Source organism: Micromonospora sp. DT233, from assembly GCF_049841815.1.
In the GTDB taxonomy this organism is placed as follows: domain Bacteria; phylum Actinomycetota; class Actinomycetes; order Mycobacteriales; family Micromonosporaceae; genus Micromonospora.
The window spans coordinates 461525-480837 of sequence record NZ_JBNCLB010000003.1 but is presented as its reverse complement, the minus strand read 5'-3'; the positions used below and the strand labels follow the sequence as shown (position 1 = coordinate 480837).

Here is a 19313-nt window from a genome sequence, read left to right as displayed (position 1 = left end):
TCTCCCCGCCGTCACCGAGCGCGGGAAGACCGACACCCCTCGCAGTCTTCGCTGATCTACGCCCCGACGAGCGCCTTCTCCAGCTCGGCCCGGATGCTCGCCACCACGTCGTCGGCGGTCCCCCGGCCGGTGAAGCCGGCCGCGAGCCGGTGACCGCCGCCGTCGAGGGCCACCGCGACGCGGCTGACGTCCACCGCGCCCTTGCTGCGCATCGAGACCGCCCACTCCGCCGGGCCGACCTGCTTGACCACGCAGCTCACGTCCGCCTCGGCGGTGCAGCGCACCGAGTCGATCAGCGCCTCCAGCACGTACGGCGGCTGGTCGTGCCGGGCCAGGTCGTCGAGCGTGGCGTACGTCCAGACGAGGCCGTTGCCGCCGGCCGCCGCCGGCTCCAGGCGGGCCCGGCCGAGCACCTCGCCGAAGAGCCGCACCGCGCCGAAGGGGCGGGTGTCGTAGACCCGACGGGAGATGTCACCGGGCCGGATCCCGGTGGCCAGCAGGCGGGCCGCCAGCTCGTGCACCGCCGGGGTGGTCGCCTCGAACCGGAACGAGCCGGTGTCGGTGCTCAGGGCGACGTAGAGGCACTCGGCGATCGCCGCGTCCACGCGCACCCCGAGCCGGTTCAGCAACTCCTCGGCCACCACCGAGGTGGCCGCCGCCCGGGGGTCGACCAGGTTGACCCCGCCGAACCGGGGATTCGAGGCGTGGTGGTCGAGCACCAGCACCGCCCCGGCGCCCGCCAGCCGGCCGGCCAGGCCGCCGAGCCGCGACTCGCTCGCCGCGTCGCAGCAGACCACCAGGTCCGGGGCGGGCTCCGCGTCGGCCTCGGGGACCAACAGCTCCAACCCGGGCAGGGCACGCAACGGCTCCGGCACCTCCGGCGGCCCGGGGAAGGTCGCCTGCAACCGCCGTACGCCGAGCTGCCGCAGGCCCAACCCGAAGCCGAGCATGCTGCCCAGCGCGTCGCCGTCGGGGTTGACGTGACAGATCAGCAGGACCCGGGCGTCGGCCGGCAGGCCGCGCACCACCGCGACGGCGGCGGCCCAGTCGGCCTCGGTCGGGCCGGCGTCGGCGGCTGCGGTCACGGCCGGTCCGCGCCGCGCGGGGTGTCCTCGTCGGCGGCGGACTCGTCGGCGGCGGACTCGTCGGCGTCCTCGTCGTCCAGCCGGTAGGGCTGGGCGTCGCCGGCGTACCGGGCGCGGGCGGCCAGCCGCTGCACCTCGGCGTCGGCATTGCGCGCCTGGGCCAGCAGGTCGTCGATCTGCTTGACCTGGTCCTGCACGTCGTCGAGGACGAAGGTCAGCGACGGCGAGTGGCGCAGCCCGAGGGCCTTGCCGACCGTGCTGCGCAGCAACCCCTTGGCGCTCTCCAGCGCCGCCGCCGTGCTCGCCTGCGCCGTCGCGTCGCCCAGGACGGTGTAGAAGACCGTCGCCTCGCGCAGATCGGCGGTGATCCGGGCGTCGGTAATGGTGATCATGCCGAGCCGCGGGTCCTTGATCTGACTCCGCACCACCGACGCGACCAGTTCGCGAACACGCTCCGCGTGCCGGCGTACCTTGGCCGGATCCGACATCTCGCCCACCTCCACGGCGTCTGGCTCCCGGCCGGACCGACGACGGGAAACGCCGCCGGCTCCGGCCGACCAACAATTCGAACACTACCTTCGCCGCCGGGTCGCCCGCCGGTCGCGGGCGGCACCGGCGGGACCGCCCCCGGGGCCGGCGATCGAGCCACCGCCCCGGGGCCGCGCCGCGCTCAGTCGTCGTCGTCGCCGTAGAGGCGATGGCGCACGGAGAGCAACTCGACCTCGGGACGGGCGGCGACCAGGCGCTCGCACGAGTCGAGCACCTCGCGCACGTGCGCACCCTCCGCGGCCACCACGGCCACGGCTATCTCCGCCCGACCGTGCAGGTCGAGCGCCCCCACCTCGGCGGCCGAGACCTCGAAGCGGCGCAGCGCCGCGACGATCGGCCGTACATATGATCTCTTGGCCTTGAGCGACCGGGAGTCGCCAGGCAGCAGCAGGTCGAAGACCACGGTTCCGGTGAACATCGCCCCGGACGATACCCGCGCCCACCCCCACATGATCAAGGGGTTTACGCCGTTGCGGGCGTAAACCCCTCGATCAGTGCGTGCCAACCGTCAGGCGCGCGGCTTCTCCCGCATCTCGAAGGTCTCGATGAGGTCGCCGACCTGGACGTTGTTGTAACCGCCCAGCGTCAGACCACACTCGAAGCCCTCGCGGACCTCCGTCGCGTCGTCCTTGAACCGCTTCAGCGAGCTGATCGTGAGGTTGTCCGCCACGACCTGCCCGTCCCGAAGCAGCCGCGCCTTCGCGTTGCGCCGGATGATGCCGGACCGGACGATACAGCCGGAGATGTTGCCGACCTTGGACGAGCGGAACACGTCGCGGATCTCCGCGCTGCCCAGCTCGACCTCTTCGTACTCGGGCTTGAGCAGCCCCTTGAGCGCGGCGTCGATCTCCTCGATGGCCTGGTAGATGACCGTGTAGTACCGGATCTCCACGCCCTCGCGGTCGGCGATCTCGCGGACCTTGTTCGCGGCCCGCACGTTGAAGCCGATGATCGTGACCGCCTCGGACGAGGCGCTCGCGAGCATGACGTCGCTCTCGGTGATCGCACCGACGCCCCGGTGGATGATCCTGAGCTGGACCTCCTCGGGGATGTCGAGGTTGAACAGCGCGTCCTCGAGGGCCTCCACGGAACCGGAGACGTCGCCCTTGAGCACCAGGTTGAGCGAGGTCTTCTCGCCCTCCTTGAGCTGCTCCATGAGCGTCTCGAGGGTGGCCCGGCCGCGCGAGTTGGCGAAGGACGCCGCCCGCCGCCGTGCCTGCCGCTGCTCGGCGATCTGCCGCACCGTGCGGTCGTCCGCCGCCGCGAGGAAGGTGTCGCCCGCCCCGGGGACCGCGGTGAGACCGAGCACCAGCACCGGACGGGCCGGACCCGCCTCGGCGACCTGGTTGCCGCTCTCGTCGAGCATCGCCCGGACCCGGCCGTGCGCCCCGCCGGCGACGATCGAGTCGCCCGCCCGCAGGGTGCCCTTCTGCACCAGCACCGTCGCCACCGCACCGCGACCCTTGTCCAGGTGCGCCTCGATGGCCACACCCTGCGCCGGCCCGTCGATCGGAGCGGTCAGCTCCAGCGACGCGTCGGCGGTCAGCAGGATCGCCTCCAGCAGCTCCTCGATGCCGATGCCCGGCTTCGCGGCCACGTTGACGAACATCGTCTCGCCGCCGTACTCCTCGGCGACCAGCCCGTACTCGGTCAGCTGCTGGCGGACCTTGTCCGGGTTGGCGTCCGGCTTGTCGATCTTGTTGACCGCCACCACGATCGGCACGTCGGCCGCCTTGGCGTGGTTCAACGCCTCGATCGTCTGCGGCATCACGCCGTCGTCGGCCGCGACCACCAGCACCACGATGTCGGTGACCTGGGCACCACGGGCACGCATGGCGGTGAACGCCTCGTGGCCCGGGGTGTCGATGAAGGTCACGGCCCGGTCCACGCCGTCGTGCGGCACGTGCACCTGGTAGGCGCCGATGTGCTGGGTGATGCCACCCGCCTCACCGGCCACCACGTTCGCCTTGCGGATCGCGTCGAGCAGCTTGGTCTTACCGTGGTCGACGTGACCCATGACGGTCACGACCGGCGCACGGCTGACCAGGCGGTCCTCCGCGACTGCGGCGTCGAGGTCGATGTTGAACTGCGCGAGCAGCTCGCGGTCCTCGTCCTCCGGGCTGACGATCTGCACGTCGAAACCGAGGTGCTCACCGAGCAGCAACAGGGTCTCGTCGGAGCAGGACTGGGTCGCCGTGACCATCTCGCCCAGGTTGAACATCTCCTGGACCAGCGAACCCGGGTTGGCGTTGATGCGGTCGGCGAAGTCCGACAGCGAGGCGCCACGGGAGAGCCTGACGATCTGACCCTGACCCCGGGGAGCACCCGAGCTCATGGTCGGAGCCGACAGGTTGTCGAACTCTTGTCTGCGCTGCTTCTTGGACTTGCGACCACGGGTCGGCTTGCCACCCGGACGCCCGAAGGCACCCGCGGCACCGCCGCCACGGCCACGACCGCCGCCACCCGGACGACCACCGCCGGACGGGGCACCCGGACGGAAACCGCCACCGGGAGCGCCACCGCCGCCACCGGGACCGCCGCGGTAACCACCGCCGCCGCCACCGGGACCGCCACCGCCGGGACCGCCGCGGAAGCCACCGCCGCCGCCACCGCCACCGGGACCGCCACGGAAGCCGCCGCCACCGCCGGCGGGACGACCCGCGCCACCGCCGCCGCCGGGACGACCCGCGCCGGGGCCGCCACCGGGACGACCGGGGCGCTGGCTCGGCATGGAGGCCGGGCTCGGCCGAGGCGGCATGGAGGCCGGACTCGGCCGAGGCGGCATCGACGCCGGGCTCGGACGGGGACCGCCACCACCGGCGGCCGGGGGCCGCTGCTGCTGGCCACCCTGGATGCCGAACGGGTTGTTACCGGCGCCACGCGCCGGCGGACGACCGCCCGGACGGGCGTTCGGACCCGGAGCCGGTGCGCCGGGGCGACCGGCGGCCGGGGAACCCGGGCGGGGCGGCATCGCACCCGGACCCGAACCCGGGGCCGGACGCGGGCCGGGACGGGGGCCACCCTCGGTCGGGGGCTCCCGTCGGACGTTGTCGCGCTGCTGCTGGCGGGCGGCCTGGGCGGCCTTGACCGCGGCCTCCTGCTCAGCCTTGAGCGCGGCGGCGCGCGCCTCGGCGGCCGCCACCTCGATGTCGTGGGCACTCGCCGGCTTGGCGACCGGGGTCGCCGGCTGCGGCGGGCCGGGAAGCGGCCCCTTCGGCTTGGGGCCGGGGGTGGCCGAGCCGGGCCGCCGGGGCGGCATCGGCTTGGCCGAGACCCGGGGGGCGCCCGGGGTCGGGGACGGGGATGGCGTCGGGGTCGACGTCGGGGTCGGACTCGGGGTCGGGGCGGCCGCCTGCGGGGCGGCCGGCGCCGACGCGCCAGCGACGAAGGCGTTGCGCAGTCGCCGGGCGACGGGCGCCTCGACGGTGCTGGACGCCGACTTCACGAACTCGCCCATTTCCTTCAACTTGGCGAGAACGGTCTTGCTTTCGACCCCGAGCTCCTTAGCAAGCTCGTGTACGCGGGCCTTACCTGCCACTGCACTCCTCACCTCGAGGTCGTGCGGGCAGCACCCGCAGCGACCTCACTCCTGCACTTGAAGCCTGGTCATTTCAGGGACTTCATCGTGTGCTCATGTCGGTCGTCCTACCCTGCTAGCGACCCTCGCCCGGTCGGGATGACCGGACGTAGTGGTTGGCGCATCGAGATGCTCGGCCAGTTCACCGTGGTCGATGACCCCGGCGACGCGCAGCGCACGCCCGAAGGCGCGGCGCCGCACTGCCAGCGCGAAGCAGGCCGGATCCGGGTGCATGTTCGCTCCCCGACCCGGCAGCCTGCGAGTCGGGTCGGGCCGGAGGCTGTGACCAGCCTCGTTGCCGACCGCGACCATCCGCAGCAATTCGTTGGCCGGCGCACGTCGCCGGCAACCCACACAGGTGCGCTCCGGCAGCGCGTGTCGTACCACCGGAAGAAGTCTACCCCTAGCTGCCGGAGATCGCTCCGCCCGGCTCCCGGACATGATCGGCCCCGGCCCGGGCGGCGGTGGCGGACTGCTCCGCGTCCGACCGGATGTCGATGCGCCAACCGGTCAATCGGGCCGCAAGTCGGGCGTTCTGCCCCTCCCGGCCGATCGCCAGGGAGAGCTGGAAGTCCGGCACGGTCACCCGGGCGGCCCGGGCGGCCAGGTCGACCACCTCGACGCGCAGCGCCTTGGCCGGCGAGAGGGCGTTGCCGACGAAGGTGGCCGGGTCGTCCGACCAGTCAATGATGTCTATCTTTTCGCCGTGCAGTTCGCTCATGACGGCCCGAACGCGCTGACCCATCGGGCCGATGCAGGCACCCTTGGCGTTCACCCCCGGCACGGCGGAGCGGACCGCGATCTTCGTGCGGTGGCCGGCCTCCCGGGCGATGGCGCCGATCTCCACGGTCCCGTCGGCGATCTCGGGGACCTCCAGCGCGAAGAGCTTCTTCACCAGCGCCGGGTGGGAGCGCGACAGGGTGATCTGCGGGCCGCGCATCCCCTTGGCGACGTGCACCACGATGCAGCGGATCCGCTCACCGTGCTTGGGCTTCTCGCCGGGAACCTGCTCGGACTGCGGCAGCACGCCCTCCAGCTTGCCGAGGTCGACGCTGATGATGCCCTTGACGTCGCGCGCCTCGTGCGCCTGCACCACGCCGGTGACCAGGTCGCCGTCGCGGCCGACGTACTCGCCGAAGTGCACCTCGTCGGTGGCCTCCCGCAGCCGCTGGAGGATCACCTGCTTGGCGGTCATGGCCGCGATCCGGCCGAAGTCGTGCGGGGTGTCGTCCCACTCCCGCACCACGCTGCCGTCGGCGTCCAGCTCCTGGGCGTAGACCAGGGCCGCGCCGGTCTTCCGGTCGATCTCCACCCGGGCGTGCGACTCCGCGCCCTCGGTGTGCCGGTAGGCGGTCAGCAACGCGGTCTCGATCGCCGCGAGGATCGTGTCGAACGGGATCTCCCGCTCGCGCTCCAGTCCGCGCAGCGTCGCGAGGTCGATGTTCACCTCTCCTCGTCCTCCACATCATCTTCGTCGTCGATGTCGTCAATGTCCTGGTCGTCGTCGAGCTCGTCGTCGCCGGCCTCGCCGAGGCGGTGGAACTCGACCTGCACCCGGCCGGGGCCGAGCTCGGCGTGCCGGAACTCGGCGCGACCGGAGTCGGTCTCCAGCACCACGCGGTCGTCGTCGGCGGCCACCACCCGCCCGGTGACCTGGCGGTCGCCGGCGGGCCGCTGCTCGGGCAGGTCGGTCGGAGCGGCGGGCCGGTCGGTCGGGGCGGCGGGCCGGGCGGTCACCTTCACCAGCCGGCCGATGTTGCGCCGCCAGTGCCGGGGCAGGGTGAGCGGGCGGTCCACCCCGGGGGAGCTGACCTCCAGCTGGTACTCGCCGGCCAGGATGTCGCCGCCGGCCTCCTCGGCCGCGTCGAGCGCGGCGGAGACGCCCCGGGAGACCTCGGCGACCGCGTCCAGGCTGATCCCGCCGTCGGCGTCCACGATCACCCGGACCACGTGCCGGCGGCCGGCCCGGGAGACGGCGACGTCCTCCAGGTCGTAACCGGCGGCGTTGACCACCGGCTCGATCACGGCGCGCAACCGGGCCCGCCGGGCGGCGAGGTCGTTACGGGGGGCTGCGGCACGGTCACCGCCACGGGGGCCCTCGGCCCGTCGGGGTCGTCCCGTCGGCCCCGTCGACCTGGTGGCACGGCCACGCTGTGTCATCTGGCGCACCCTCTCGTGATCGACGACGCCCGGCTCGGGACGCCGTGGCGGCGCGCCGCCGGGGCGTACCACCGGCGGCTGCGCAGAGCGTAACGCGCGCCCGGCTCGCCGGGTCCGGCGGCGCACCGACGCCGGTCGCCCACGTATGCGCTCGCATGGTGTTGACTTGTCCGGTGGCGAGGGGCAGAACGACACGGTGCGACCGGGCACCGGGACATTCCCGGCGAAACCTGCTCAGGGCGGGTGCGCTGCTGACACTCGGCGGTGCCACCGCGCCGCTGACCGGCTGTGATCTTTTCGACCGGGGCGACGGGCCGGATCCGGCCCCCGACCCGCTCGAGCCGCTGGCCGCCGAGGCGCACGACCTCGCCGCCCGGCACCGCGCCGCGCTGGCCGCCGAGCCCGAGCTGACCGGGCTGCTCACCCCGATCGCGCAGGCCCACGAGGCGCACGCCGGCGAGCTGGCGCGGCTGCTCGGCCGGCCGACGCCGGCGTCGGCCGCCCCGGCGACCGCCCCCGGCGGCGACCGGGCCGCGACGCTGGCCGCCCTGCGCCAGGGCGAGGAGGCCGGGCGCGAGTCGGCGGCGAAGCTCTGCGCCGCCGCGCCGCCCGAGCGGGCGGCGCTGGTGGGCACGATCGCCGCCGCCCGAGCCAGCCACGTGGAGGCGCTGCGATGAGCCGCCGACGGATGCCCTCCGGTCCGCTGCGGGCGCTGGCCGACGCGCTGAGCGCCGAGTACGCGGCGGTCTTCGCCTACGGGCCGATCGGAGTGCGACTCACCGACGCCGACCGCACGGCCGCCCGGCGGGCCGAGGCGGCGCACCGCGCCCGGCGCGACGCGTTGGTGCTGCAGCTCAGCGCGGCCGGCGACGAGGTCCCCGCCGACAAGGCCGGGTACGCCCTGCCCTTCCCGGTCACCGACGCGGCCGGCGCGCTGCGGCTGGCCGTCGAGGTGGAGGAGCGCACCGCCGCGTTCTGGCGGGCGGCGCTGCCGCACACCACCGGCGCGGACCGCAACCTGGCGCTGGCGGCGCTGACCGACTGCGCGGTGCGGGCCACCCGCTGGCGGCGCACCGCCGGGGTGAGTCCGGTCACCGTCGCCTTCCCCGGCCGGCCCGCCTGACCGGCCGGCGGGAGACGGCCCGCCACTCCCGGTTGCGGTCGGCATACCAGGTATGCATACTCCGGAACCATGTCCATCCGTCACGGTCTGCTCGCGCTGCTCGAACGCGGCGAGATGTACGGCTACCAGCTCCGGGCCGCGTTCGAGGAGTCGACCGGCTCGACGTGGCCGCTGAACATCGGGCAGGTCTACACCACGCTCTCCCGGCTGGAACGCGACGGGCTGGTGCGCCCCCTGCCGGAGCACGACGGCGGGCAGCGGCCGTACGAGATCACCGACGCGGGCCGGGCGGAGCTGACCCTGTGGTTCGCCACCCCGATCAGCCGCACCGACCGGCCCCGCGACGAGCTGGCCATCAAGCTGGCCCTGGCGCTGACCACCCCGGGCGTGGACGTGCGGACGGTGGTGCAGACCCAGCGTGCCGCCACCATGCGCACGTTGCAGGAGTTGACCCGGTTGAAGTACGCCAGCGACCGCCCCGAGGACCTGCCCTGGCGGCTGGTGCTGGACGCGATGATGTTCCAGGCCGAGGCGGAGGTCCGCTGGCTGGACCACTGCGAGAGCAGCCTGGTGCGGCACCGGCCCCCGGCGGGAGCCGGTGGCCGGGAGGCGGCGGCCCGGCCTGCGGAGGCGGTGGACCTCGACGGCGAGGAGGCACGACGGTGAGTGCGACGCACGACGCGCCGGTGGTCGGCTCCGCCGACCGCGCGGCGGTGCTGGACCTGCGCGACGTCCACCGCACCCACGGCAGCGGTCCGGCCGCCGTGCATGCCCTGCGCGGGGTCAGCCTGACCGTCGTCCCCGGCGAACTGGTCGCGGTGATGGGCCCCTCCGGCTCCGGCAAGTCCAGCCTGCTGGCCCTGGCCGGCGGGCTGGACCGCCCGACGGCCGGTGAGGTACGCGTCGAGGGGCAGCCGCTGGGCGGGCTGGGCCACCGCGCCCTGGCCCGGGTGCGCCGCCGACGCATCGGTTACATCTTCCAGAACCTCAACCTGCTGGGCAGCCTGACCGCCGTGGAGAACGTCGCGCTGCCGCTGGAGCTCGACGGCGTCGGCGTGCGGCAGGCCCGGCGGGCGGCGCGGGCCGCGCTCGCCGAGGTGGGCCTGCCCGAGCTGGACGGCCGCTTCCCCGACCAGATGTCCGGCGGGCAGCAGCAGCGGGTGGCCATCGCCCGCGCGCTGGTCGGGCAGCGGCGGCTGGTCCTGGCCGACGAGCCGACCGGCGCGCTGGACTCGGAGACCGGTGAGGCGGTGCTGCGGCTGCTGCGCCGCCGGGTCGACGCGGGCGCCGCCGCCGTCCTGGTCACCCACGAGGCCCGGCACGCCGCCTGGGCCGACCGGGTGGTGTTCCTCCGCGACGGGGTCATGGTGGACTCGACGGCGCCGCTGGTCGGCGTCGAGCAGCTGCTGGCCGGCAGCGGGCGGTGAACCGGCAGCCCCGGGCGGTGCGCGGCCGGCACCCGGGCGACCTCCCGGCGCAGCGGGCGGGCCGACGCCCGGCCGACGCAGCGCCACCGACGCCGCCCGATCTGGGCGACGCCGCCGCGCCGGGTCGGCGCTTCGTGGCGGCGCTGCGCTCCTGGCGGGCCGCGCTGCGCATCGCCCGGCGGGAGGCCCTGCGCGCCCGGGGGCGCACGGCGCTGGTGCTGGCGATGATCGCCCTGCCGGTGCTGGGTCTGACCTTCATCGCCGTCAGCTACGACATGTCCAAGCTGACCCGGGCCGAGCAGATCGACCGGCGGCTCGGCGTCGCCGACGCGGAGCTGCGCTGGATGTACGAGGGTCCGCTGACGCAGGACGCCTGGGGCGAGAACGCCATCTCCCGCGACGGCTCGCGGCACCGGAACCGGCCGGTCGGCACCGCCGAGCTGACCGCCCTGCTGCCCGCCGGCAGCAGGGTCGGCGAGGTGCGTCAGTGGCAGTCCCTCGAGGCGCGCGTCGGGGACCGGCGGCAGTGGATCAACGGCCGCAGGCTGGACCTCACCGACCCGCTGCTGCGTGGGCAGGCTCGGGTGCTCGCCGGCCGCCCGCCCACCGCCGCGCACGAGCTCGGGCTGAGCCCGGCGGCGCTGCGTCGACTCCACCTGCGCCTCGGTGACCGGGTCGTCGCGGCCGACGGCTCGGCCGAGCGGACCGTGGTCGCGGTGGTGGAGTTTCCGGACGACCTCTCCGCCCTGGCGGCGCTGCCGCCGGCGGCGCTGCCGTCGCCAGCTGAACCCAACCAGACGAGCTGGCTGGTCGACCTGCCCGGCGACGTCGACCCCGGCCTGACCGACCGGCTCAACGCGCGCGGAATCGTGGTGGTCGCCCGCACCCCCGCACCCCACCCCGCCCCGGAGGCGGCGCTCCCCGGCGCCCCGGTGAGCGTCGAGGACGTCGGGAGCAGCGCACTGATCGGCGGCCTCGGGCTGCTGGAGGTCGTGCTGCTGGTGGGGCCGGCGTTCGCCGTCGGGGTGCGCCGCCGACGCCGGGAGCTGGCCCTGGTCGCGGTGGCCGGCGGCGACGCCGCCCACCTGCGCCGCGTGGTGCTGGCCGACGGGGTGGTGCTGGGCTGCGCCGGGGCCGCCGCCGGGCTGGCGCTGGGCGTCGCCGCCGCGTTCGCCGCCCGCCCGCTGACCGAGGAGTACGTGGTGCAGGAGCGCTTCGGCGCGTACCGCGTCTTTCCGGCCGCGCTGGCGGCGATCGTCGTGGTCGCGGTGCTGGCCGGGGTGCTCGCGGCGCTCGCGCCGGCCTGGACCGCCGCCCGGCAGGACGTGGTGGCCGGGCTGGCGGGCCGGCGCACCCCGCCCCGGCACCGGCGGCGCTGGCCGCTGGTCGGGGCGGCGCTGACGACGTGCGGCGCGGCGCTGGCCGCGCTGGGCGCGGTCCGCAGCAGCACGCCGGTCCTCCTCGCCGGCCTGGTCCTCGGCGAGCTCGGGCTGGTCTTCGCCACCCCGGCGCTGGTCGGGGCGCTCGCCCGGTGCGGCCGGTGGCTGCCGCTGGCACCCCGCATCGCGCTGCGCGACGCGAGCCGCAACCGGGCCTCGACCGCCCCGGCCATCTCCGCGGTGATGGCCGCGGTCGCCAGCAGCGTCGCCCTCGGCGTCTACACGGCCAGCGACGACGCCCGGACCGACGCGAGCTACCGACCGAGCCTGCCGCACGGCAACGTCCTGGTCCTCGGCCCCGACGGCGCCGGGAAGGGGACGTTCCCGTCACCGGCCCGGGTCGCCGAGGTCGCCGCCGCCGAACTGCCGCCGAGCAGGGTGTTCCGGGTCGACGCCCCGGCCTGCCCCGAGCCCGTCGGGGCCGACGACTGGTGCGAGGTGCGGGCGGAGCTGCCCCCCGAGCGGGCCTGCCCGTACGAGTTGTCGCAGGCCGAGGATCCCGGCGTACGCCGGCGCGCCCGCGCCGACCCGCGCTGCACGGGCTGGCGGAACGCCCATTACGTCGCCGAGGACATGCTCCCGGTGGTGGTGGACGAGGGCGACGCGTTGGCGGCCTTCACCGGCATCGACCCGGCGGAGGTGGCCGCCGCCCGGCGGGTGCTGCGCGCCGGCGGCGCGGTGGTGACCGACCCGCGCTACGTCGTCGCCGGCCGGGTCGCCCTGACCGGGTCGCAGACCCGCCAGCAGCCGCAATCGCGGGTCAGCAACACCGTCGACGTGCCGGGATACGTGCTGCGCGGTGCGGTCGAGGCGGACCGGTTGGTGCTCTCCCGCGCGGCCACCGCCCGGGTCGGTCTGGCGGTGCGCCAGACCGGTTTCCTGCTGGCCACCGAGGCGACCCCGACCCTCGCCCAGCAGGACCGCTTCGACGTCGAACTACGCCGCCTCGGTCGGTTGGACGTACGCGTCGAGCGCGGCCAGGCGGGCAACGACCATCGGTCGATGCTGTTGCTGCTGGCCATCGGCTCCGGTCTGATCACCGTCGGCGCGGCGGCCGTCGCCACCGGCCTCGCCGCGGCCGAGGGGCGAGCGGACCTGTCCACCCTCGCGGCCGTGGGCGCCAGCCCCCGGCTGCGCCGGGTGCTCTCGCTCTGCCAGGCCGGGGTGATCGCCGTGCTCGGCTCGGTGCTCGGCATCGTGGCCGGGCTGGGCACCGCCGTGATCATCCTGGCCGCGATGAACCGCCGGTACGCCACGGAGTGGCCGGTGCAGGACCCGCTCCCGGTCGTGGTGCCCTGGCTCAACCTGGGGGTGCTGGTGGTGGTGCCGCTCGTGGCGATGCTCGGCGCGGCCCTGTTCACCCGCTCCCGGCTGGCGGTCGAGCGCCGCCTGGACTGACGGCCGGCGCGCGAGGGCGCGGCCGGTGGGGGGTGCCGCCGCCGGCCCGGAGGCGGCACACTGGTGGGATGCCCGCCCTCGGACGTCTCACCCGCCGCGTCGGCGACCGCCGCTGGTTCGGCGCCGTGGCCCGGCTGCTCGTTCCCGCCGACCGGGTGGTCGGGCGGCTCACCCGGGGCCGGGTGGTCGCGCTCGGGCTGATCCCGTCGCTGGTCCTGACCACCATGGGCCGCCGCTCGGGCGTGCCGCGCAGCAATCCCCTGCTGTACGTCCCGGACGGCGACGCCTACGTGGTGATCGGCTCCAACTGGGGGCAGCAGCACCAGCCCGGCTGGACGCTGAACCTGCTCGCCCGGCCGGAGGCGGAGGTCGACGTCAAGGGGCGGCGCGTCCCGGTCCGGGCGGAGGTGGCCACCGGGGCGGAACGCGAGCGGCTCTGGGAGCTGCTGGTCAGCGAGTGGCCGGCGTACCGCAGCTACGTGCGGCGGGCCGGCGGCCGGGAGATCCGCATCTTCCGCCTGACGCCGATCGGGCCCGGCGAGCCGGGCCCACCCGCCGGCCGCTGAGACCGGGCGGGCTACCAGCCGCCTTCGATGCCGATGAACCTGCCGACCAGGTACGTCGCCCCGGCCGCCGCCGCGCCGAGCAGCAACTGCCGCAGCCCGCTGGACCACCAGGGACGGCGGGTGAACCGGGCCACGATCGCCCCGGCGGCGAAGAGCCCGGCCCCGCCCACGGCCAACGCGAGCCACAGGCTGGTGAAGCCGAGCAGGTAGCTCAGCAGCGGGATCAGCGCGCCGATCGAGAAGCACACGAACGACGAGATCGCCGCCGCCCAGGGGCTCGGCTGATCGTCGGGGTCGACGCCGAGTTCCTCCCGCACGTGCACCCGCAGCGCCTCCTCCGGGTTGCGCCGGACCGCCTCGGCGACCTGCACGGCCAGGTCGCGGGGCAGGCCCCGGGCCACCCACGCCTCGGCCAGCTCACGGGCCTCCGCCTCCGGGTGCCGCTCCAACTCCCGGCGTTCCTTGGCCACCTCGGCGGCGACCTGCTCGTTGGCCGACCGGACGCTGGTGTACTCGCCGAGGCCCATCGAGATGGCCCCGGCGACCAGGCCGGCGACGCCGGTGAGCACGATGCTGCGCGGCGACACCCCGCCGCCGCCGACGCCGGCGATCAGCGCGATGTTGGTCACCAGGCCGTCCATCGCGCCGAAGACGGCCGGCCGCAGCCAGCCGCCGGAGACGTCCGCGTGGTGGGCCTCGCGCAGGGCCCCTGGGTGGTCGGTCACGGCAGGGTGAGGATTTCGCGGCCGTCCTCGGTCACCAGGATCGTGTGCTCGAACTGGGCCGTCCAGCGGCGGTCCTTGGTCACCACCGTCCAGCCGTCCTCCCACGTGTCGTACTGGTAGGTGCCGAGGGTGATCATCGGCTCGATGGTGAAGGTCATCCCCGGCTCCATCACGTCCGTGGGCCGAGGGCTGTCGTAGTGCGGCACGTAGAGGCCGCTGTGGAAGGCCTCGCCGATGCCGTGGCCGGTGAAGTCGCGGACCACCCCGTAGCCGAACCGCTTGGCGTACGACTCGATGACCCGGCCGATCACGTTGATCTGCCGGCCGGGGGCGACGGCCTTGATGCCCCGCATCATCGCCTCGTGGGTGCGCTCGACCAGCAGCCGGGCCTCCTCGCCGACCTCGCCGACGCAGAACGTGGCGTCGGTGTCGCCGTGCACCCCGTCGAGGTACGCGGTGACGTCGACGTTGATGATGTCGCCGTCGACCAGGACGGTGGAGTCCGGGATGCCGTGGCAGATGACCTCGTTGAGGCTGGTGCAGCAGGACTTCGGGAAGCCCCGGTAGCCCAGCGTCGACGGGTACGCCCCGTGGTCGCAGAGGAACTCGTGCACCACCCGGTCGATCTCGTCGGTGCTCACCCCGGGCTTGCAGTGCTCGCCGGCGAGCTGCGTGGCCTGGGCGGCGAGCCGGCAGGCGACCCGCATCTTCTCGATCGTCTCCGGGGTCTGCACGTGCGAGCCACGCCACTGTTGGGGGCTCTTCTTGCCCACGTACTCGGGTCGGACGATGTGACCGGGCACCGGTCGCGTCGGGGAGAGCGTGCCGGGGGTCAGCGGCGCACGGACGGTCATCCGGCAAGCCTAACGCCGCCCCCGGCGCGGCATGCGCCGGTGCGGGCCGGTGACCTCGGCCACCGGGCGGCCGGCCCGCTTGTTGCCGCGCACCTGCCGCTGTGCCATGGTGTTCTGCGTGGATCAAGATGGTGCCGCTCCGGTCTTCGCCGCTCGGGCGGAGACCGACGGCGACCACGTCCGCGTGGTGGTCTCCGGCGAGGTGGACATGTCCACCGCCGACGCCATGCTCCAGACCGTGCTGCGCGAGCCGGCCGACCGGGTGACCCTCGATTTGCGGGCGGTGACCTTCTTCGACTCCGCCGCGATCCACGCCGTGGTCCGGCTCTCCCAGCGCTACCCGGACGCGCTGACCGTCCTGCCGTCCCGGCAGGTCCGCCGGGTGCTGGAGATCTCCGGCCTGGCCGGGCAGGGCTGGCTCTCCCCGGCCTGACCCGCCGCCGGCCCACCCGCCTGACCCGCCGCCCGGCCGGCCCGCCGTCAGCTCTCCGACCGCGCGTCAGCTCTCCAACCGGCGGGTGAGCGTCACTTCCGTCCCCTGCGCCGAACGGTTGACCGTCAGGTCACCGAGCGCCTTGATCAGCCCGAGCCCCCGGCCGCGGAAGCCCGCGTCGGTCGACTCGCGCCACCGGCCGCTGTCGCGCACCCGGGCCACCACCGTCCGGTCGTCGATGCTCACCTCGACGCCGATGACCGGCTCGGCCGGGTCGACCGGGTGCTCGATGGCGTTCGCGGCGGCCTCGGAGACCGCCACGGTGAGGTCGAACAGGTCGTTCTCGCCGACCCGGTGGGAGGTGAGGAAGTCCTCCAGCCGCCGACGCAGCCCGCTGAGCCGGGTCGCGTCGGCCGGTAGCCGCACCGCGAACCGGTTCGGCTCGGTCGCCTCCAGCGCCAGCACCGCCACGTCGTCGCGCAGGGGTTGCGCGGCCACCCGCTCGACGACCGCGTCCACCAGGTCGGCGACGTGCCCGGCGTGCCGGGTGGCGTCCTCGCGCAGCTGGCCGAGGGCGGCGTCGATGCCGAGCTGGCGGTCCTCGATCAGGCCGTCGGTGTAGAGCAGCAGGCGGTTGCCGGGGGCCAGCTCGTCCTCCACCGTCGGGTACGTCGCGCTGGGGATCGCGCCGACGGGCGGCCCGAGGGCCCGGTCGTGCAGGAAGGTCACCTCGTCGCCGCGGATCACCAACGGCGACGGGTGCCCGGCGCTGGCGTAGCGCAGCCGGCCGGTGTGCGGGGAGAACCGCAGGCAGACCAGGGTCGCGAACGACGGCTGCCCGCCCGAGCCGACGAGCTGGTTGAGCCGGGTCAGCGACTCCCCCGGGTCGTAGCCCTCCAGGACGTACGCGCGCAGCGCGTTGCGCAGCTGCCCCATCGCGGCGGCGGCGCGGACGCCCTTGCCGACCACGTCGCCGATGACCAGGACCAGCTCGTCGTCGCCGAGGCCCACCACGTCGTACCAGTCGCCGCCGACCTCCACGTCGGCGCTGCCGGGCAGGTAGCGGCTGGCCACCACCGCGCCGGGCAGCCGGGGCAGCGTCCGGGGCAGCAGGCTGTGCTGCAGGGTGGTGGCGATGCGGTGCTCGGCCTCGTAGAGCTGCGCGTTCTCCAACCGCGCGCCGATCAGGCGGGCGAGCTGGGTCAGCGCGGCGTGGGCGGGGTCGGTGGCGTCCTCGGGGCGCCCCCAGACCCGCAGCTCGCCGAGCTGCTCGCTGTCGGTGCCGGTCAGCGGCAGCACGACGGACGGTTCGACGGCGGCCGTGCCACCGCCGTCGGCATCGGCGCGGGCCCCGGTGGCGGTGACCACCACCCGGGCGGCGTCGGCGAGGCCCAGGGCGTGCCCGGCGGCCACCTGGAGCACCTCGGCGGTGGTGCGGGCGCTGTTGACCGCCACGGCGGCGTCGGCCAACGCCCGCAGCCGCCGGATGATCTGGCCGCGTAGCTGGCCCAGCTCCACGTTCGCCCGGACCCGGGCGATCAGCTCGGCGGCGGAGAACGGCTTGGTGAGGTAGTCGTCCGCGCCCACCGAGAGGCCGGCGACCGACTCGGCCGAGCCGGCCCGGGCGGAGAGCAGCACGATCGGCACGTGCCGGGTACGCGGGTCGGCGCGCAGCGCGGTGACCAGGCCGAACCCGTCCAGCCGGGGCATCATCACGTCGGTCAGCACCAGGTCGAACGGGGTCTGCACGGCCCGGCGCAGCGCCTCCAGGCCGTCGGGCACCGCCACCACCTCCCACGACGGGGAGAGCAGCCGGACGACGTGTTCACGCAGGTCGGCGTTGTCGTCGGCGAAGAGGATCCGCCCGGCCGGGGATCGGTCGCCGGGCCCCGACGACGCGGCCGGCCCGGTGGCCTGCGCGCCGCTCCAGAGCGCGGTCTCGGCGGCGAAGAGCCGCGCCTGCCCCCGGTCCGGCGGCGTGGTCGTGGCGTTGGTCACCACCCGGTCGGCGGGCAGGTGGGCGGAGCCGAACGGGAGCGTGACGGTGAAGGTGGTGCCCTCGTCGACCCGGCTGCTCGCCTCGGCCCGCCCGCCGTGCATCTCCACCAGCTCGCGGACCAGCGCCAACCCGATCCCGGTGCCCTCGTGGGTGCGTGACGGGGCGCCGAGGACCCGGTGGAACCGCTCGAAGACGTGCGCCAGCTCCTCGGGGGCGATCCCGACGCCGGTGTCGGTGACCTCCAACCGGGCCTGGCCGTCGACCGCCCGCACCCGGACCAGGACCTCACCGTCGAAGGTGAACTTGATCGCGTTGGAGACCAGGTTGAGGACGATCTTCTCCCACATGTCCCGGTCGACGAAGACGGGACCGGGCAGCGGCTGGCAGTCGACCACCAGGCGCAGGCCGGCGCGTTCGATCGCCGACCGGAAGGTGCTGGCCAGCCGGGAGGTGTAGTCGGCCAGGTCCGTGGGCTCGTAGCGGGCGGCCAACCGGCCGGACTCCAGCCGGGAGAAGTCCAGCACCGTGTTGACCAGCTTGAGCAGCCGCAGCGCGTTGCGGTGCATCACGGCCAACTGCTCGGTGTACGGCTCGGGCAGCGCCGGTTCGGCCAGCAGGTCCTCCAGCGGGCCCAGCACCAGCGTCAACGGGGTGCGGAACTCGTGGCTGATGTTGGCGAAGAAGTTGGTCTTGGCCCGGTCCAGCGCGGCCAGCTCGGCGGCGCGGGCCCGCTGCTGCTCGTACGCCCGCTGCCGGCCCACCGCGCGGGAGAGCTGGGTGGCGACCAGGTCGAAGAAGGTGCGGTACTCGTCGGTCAGCGACAGCCGGGCGGAGACCCCCACCACCAGCGCGCCCACCGGCTCGTCGGTCGCGGTGATCGGCAGCACCAGGGCCTGGGCGGCGATCCCGTCGGGGGCCTCGGGCAGCAGCTCGGCGACGTCCACGGTGGCCGGGGCCCCGCCGTCGGAGACCCGGCTCACCACGGCCGTGGCGGCCTCACCGAGCGGCGGCGGGGCGTCGGTGCGCCGCCGTCCGGCGGCCCCGTTCGACCCGGCCGAGGGCGGATCGCCGCCGGCCCCGACCGGGCCGCTGTGCCCGGCGAGGGTGAGCTGCCCGGCCTGGTCGCGCAGGTAGATCGCGGAGAACGGGACGTCGGCCCGGTAGCCGTCGAGCACCCGGGCGGCGACCTTGCCCAGCTCGGCGACGGGCTCCGCCTGGACCAGCTCGGCGCCCAGCTCGGCCAGGGCCTGCAGTCGGCGCTCGCCGAGCACCCGGCCGGTCGTCTCGGCGACGATGCAGAAGACCCCACCGATCTCGCCGTCGGCGCCCCGGACCGGGTCGTAGGAGACGTCGAAGTAGACGTCCTCGAGGAAGCCGTGCCGGTCCAGCACGAAGGGGTGGTCCTCGCCCTGGTAGGGCTCGCCGCCGGCCAGCACCGACCCGAGCAGCGGGCCGAGGGCGTCCCAGGTCTCCGCCCAGTGCTCCCGGGCGGGCTGGCCGATGACGTGCGGGTGCTTCGCGCCGATCGTCGGCAGGTAGGCGTCGTTGTAGAAGGCGCGGTGCTCGGGGCCCCAGAAGAGCACGATCTGGGCCCGCGACGACAGCATCATGGCAACCGCGTGGCGCAGCGCATCCGGCCAGCCGGCCGGGGGGCCGAGCGGGCTGCCCACCCAGTCGAAGCGGGCCAGCCGCCGCCCCATCTCACCACCGGCGGCGAAGGCCGCCGCGAGCAGCGGCGGAAGCGTCTCGTCGACGATCCCGGCCGACGGATGCAGACCGTCTTCGCCCTCGTGGGCCGAGCCCATGCATCCTCCCGCGCCCGGTGTCTTGCTGTCTTGCAGGCGACAGCCGCATGATCGGCCGCCGTGCCCGCCCATGTACCCAGGCGGACGAGCAACGTAACGCATGCGGACCGGATGGCGCTGATTACCGTGCCCTACCCGCGCCGCACCGCCTGCGGCGACCCGGCCGGCGGCCC

At 74.9% G+C, this 19313-nt stretch carries 17 protein-coding genes; 7 read left to right on the top strand and 10 right to left on the bottom strand.

Annotated features, from left to right (window positions below; all coding sequences use genetic code 11):
• Positions 1-56: 56 nt before the first annotated feature.
• From ACLQ2V_RS10250 to rimP, 7 genes are all read right to left on the bottom strand, one after another.
• Positions 57-1085 (bottom strand): DHH family phosphoesterase, encoded by a 1029-nt coding sequence (locus tag ACLQ2V_RS10250; protein WP_425718152.1) that lies wholly within the window; start codon positions 1083-1085, stop codon positions 57-59.
• The gene (rbfA, locus tag ACLQ2V_RS10245) at positions 1082-1573 is read right to left on the bottom strand and encodes a 30S ribosome-binding factor RbfA (RefSeq protein ID WP_425718151.1); all 492 of its coding nucleotides are present in this window, start codon (positions 1571-1573) and stop codon (positions 1082-1084) included. Before rbfA ends, ACLQ2V_RS10250 begins: the two co-directional genes overlap by 4 nt.
• 182 nt (positions 1574-1755) lie before the next feature.
• On the bottom strand, positions 1756-2052 hold the full coding sequence (locus tag ACLQ2V_RS10240) for a DUF503 domain-containing protein (protein WP_425718150.1): 297 nt from the start codon (positions 2050-2052) through the stop codon (positions 1756-1758).
• A gap of 90 nt (positions 2053-2142) precedes the next feature.
• Complete coding sequence (gene infB, locus ACLQ2V_RS10235; RefSeq protein WP_425718149.1) at positions 2143-5172, bottom strand: translation initiation factor IF-2; 3030 nt, start codon at positions 5170-5172, stop codon at positions 2143-2145.
• 93 nt (positions 5173-5265) lie between these two features.
• A complete protein-coding gene (locus ACLQ2V_RS10230) occupies positions 5266-5598 on the bottom strand; it encodes a YlxR family protein (RefSeq protein ID WP_425718148.1) in 333 nt (110 codons plus the stop codon).
• Between the two features lie 16 nt (positions 5599-5614).
• Complete coding sequence (gene nusA, locus ACLQ2V_RS10225; protein WP_425718147.1) at positions 5615-6658, bottom strand: transcription termination factor NusA; 1044 nt, start codon at positions 6656-6658, stop codon at positions 5615-5617.
• The gene (gene rimP / locus ACLQ2V_RS10220) at positions 6655-7371 is read right to left on the bottom strand and encodes a ribosome maturation factor RimP (protein WP_425718146.1); all 717 of its coding nucleotides are present in this window, start codon (positions 7369-7371) and stop codon (positions 6655-6657) included. The genes nusA and rimP overlap by 4 nt, the downstream gene beginning before the upstream one ends.
• A 230-nt stretch (positions 7372-7601) precedes the next feature.
• On the opposite strand from rimP, the gene ACLQ2V_RS10215 reads away from it, so the two are divergent.
• The 6 genes from ACLQ2V_RS10215 to ACLQ2V_RS10190 all read left to right on the top strand — a co-directional run bounded on the left by ACLQ2V_RS10215 (position 7602) and on the right by ACLQ2V_RS10190 (position 13324).
• On the top strand, positions 7602-8048 hold the full coding sequence (locus ACLQ2V_RS10215; protein WP_425718333.1) for a hypothetical protein: 447 nt from the start codon (positions 7602-7604) through the stop codon (positions 8046-8048).
• Positions 8045-8494, top strand: a complete 450-nt coding sequence (locus tag ACLQ2V_RS10210) for a ferritin-like domain-containing protein (RefSeq protein WP_425718145.1) — start codon at positions 8045-8047, stop codon at positions 8492-8494. The genes ACLQ2V_RS10215 and ACLQ2V_RS10210 overlap by 4 nt, the downstream gene beginning before the upstream one ends.
• A gap of 69 nt (positions 8495-8563) precedes the next feature.
• Positions 8564-9160, top strand: coding sequence for a PadR family transcriptional regulator (locus ACLQ2V_RS10205; protein ID WP_425718144.1), 597 nt, complete (start codon positions 8564-8566; stop codon positions 9158-9160).
• Complete coding sequence (locus tag ACLQ2V_RS10200) at positions 9157-9921, top strand: ABC transporter ATP-binding protein (RefSeq protein WP_425718143.1); 765 nt, start codon at positions 9157-9159, stop codon at positions 9919-9921. The genes ACLQ2V_RS10205 and ACLQ2V_RS10200 overlap by 4 nt, the downstream gene beginning before the upstream one ends.
• Positions 9918-12758 carry an FtsX-like permease family protein gene (locus tag ACLQ2V_RS10195; protein WP_425718142.1) on the top strand — a complete coding sequence of 947 codons (2841 nt, stop codon included), beginning with the start codon at positions 9918-9920 and terminating at the stop codon, positions 12756-12758. The genes ACLQ2V_RS10200 and ACLQ2V_RS10195 overlap by 4 nt, the downstream gene beginning before the upstream one ends.
• A gap of 68 nt (positions 12759-12826) precedes the next feature.
• Positions 12827-13324, top strand: coding sequence for a nitroreductase/quinone reductase family protein (locus ACLQ2V_RS10190; protein ID WP_425718141.1), 498 nt, complete (start codon positions 12827-12829; stop codon positions 13322-13324).
• A gap of 11 nt (positions 13325-13335) precedes the next feature.
• Here the strand turns inward: ACLQ2V_RS10190 and ACLQ2V_RS10185 are convergent, their stop codons facing one another.
• Complete coding sequence (locus ACLQ2V_RS10185; protein WP_425718140.1) at positions 13336-14049, bottom strand: VIT1/CCC1 transporter family protein; 714 nt, start codon at positions 14047-14049, stop codon at positions 13336-13338.
• Positions 14046-14903 (bottom strand): type I methionyl aminopeptidase, encoded by an 858-nt coding sequence (map, locus tag ACLQ2V_RS10180; protein WP_425718139.1) that lies wholly within the window; start codon positions 14901-14903, stop codon positions 14046-14048. Before map ends, ACLQ2V_RS10185 begins: the two co-directional genes overlap by 4 nt.
• A gap of 118 nt (positions 14904-15021) precedes the next feature.
• On the opposite strand from map, the gene ACLQ2V_RS10175 reads away from it, so the two are divergent.
• On the top strand, positions 15022-15336 hold the full coding sequence (locus ACLQ2V_RS10175) for an STAS domain-containing protein (protein WP_425718138.1): 315 nt from the start codon (positions 15022-15024) through the stop codon (positions 15334-15336).
• Between the two features lie 66 nt (positions 15337-15402).
• On the opposite strand, the gene ACLQ2V_RS10170 is transcribed toward ACLQ2V_RS10175, so the two are convergent.
• Positions 15403-19140 (bottom strand): SpoIIE family protein phosphatase, encoded by a 3738-nt coding sequence (locus tag ACLQ2V_RS10170; protein WP_425718137.1) that lies wholly within the window; start codon positions 19138-19140, stop codon positions 15403-15405.
• Positions 19141-19313: the final 173 nt, after the last annotated feature.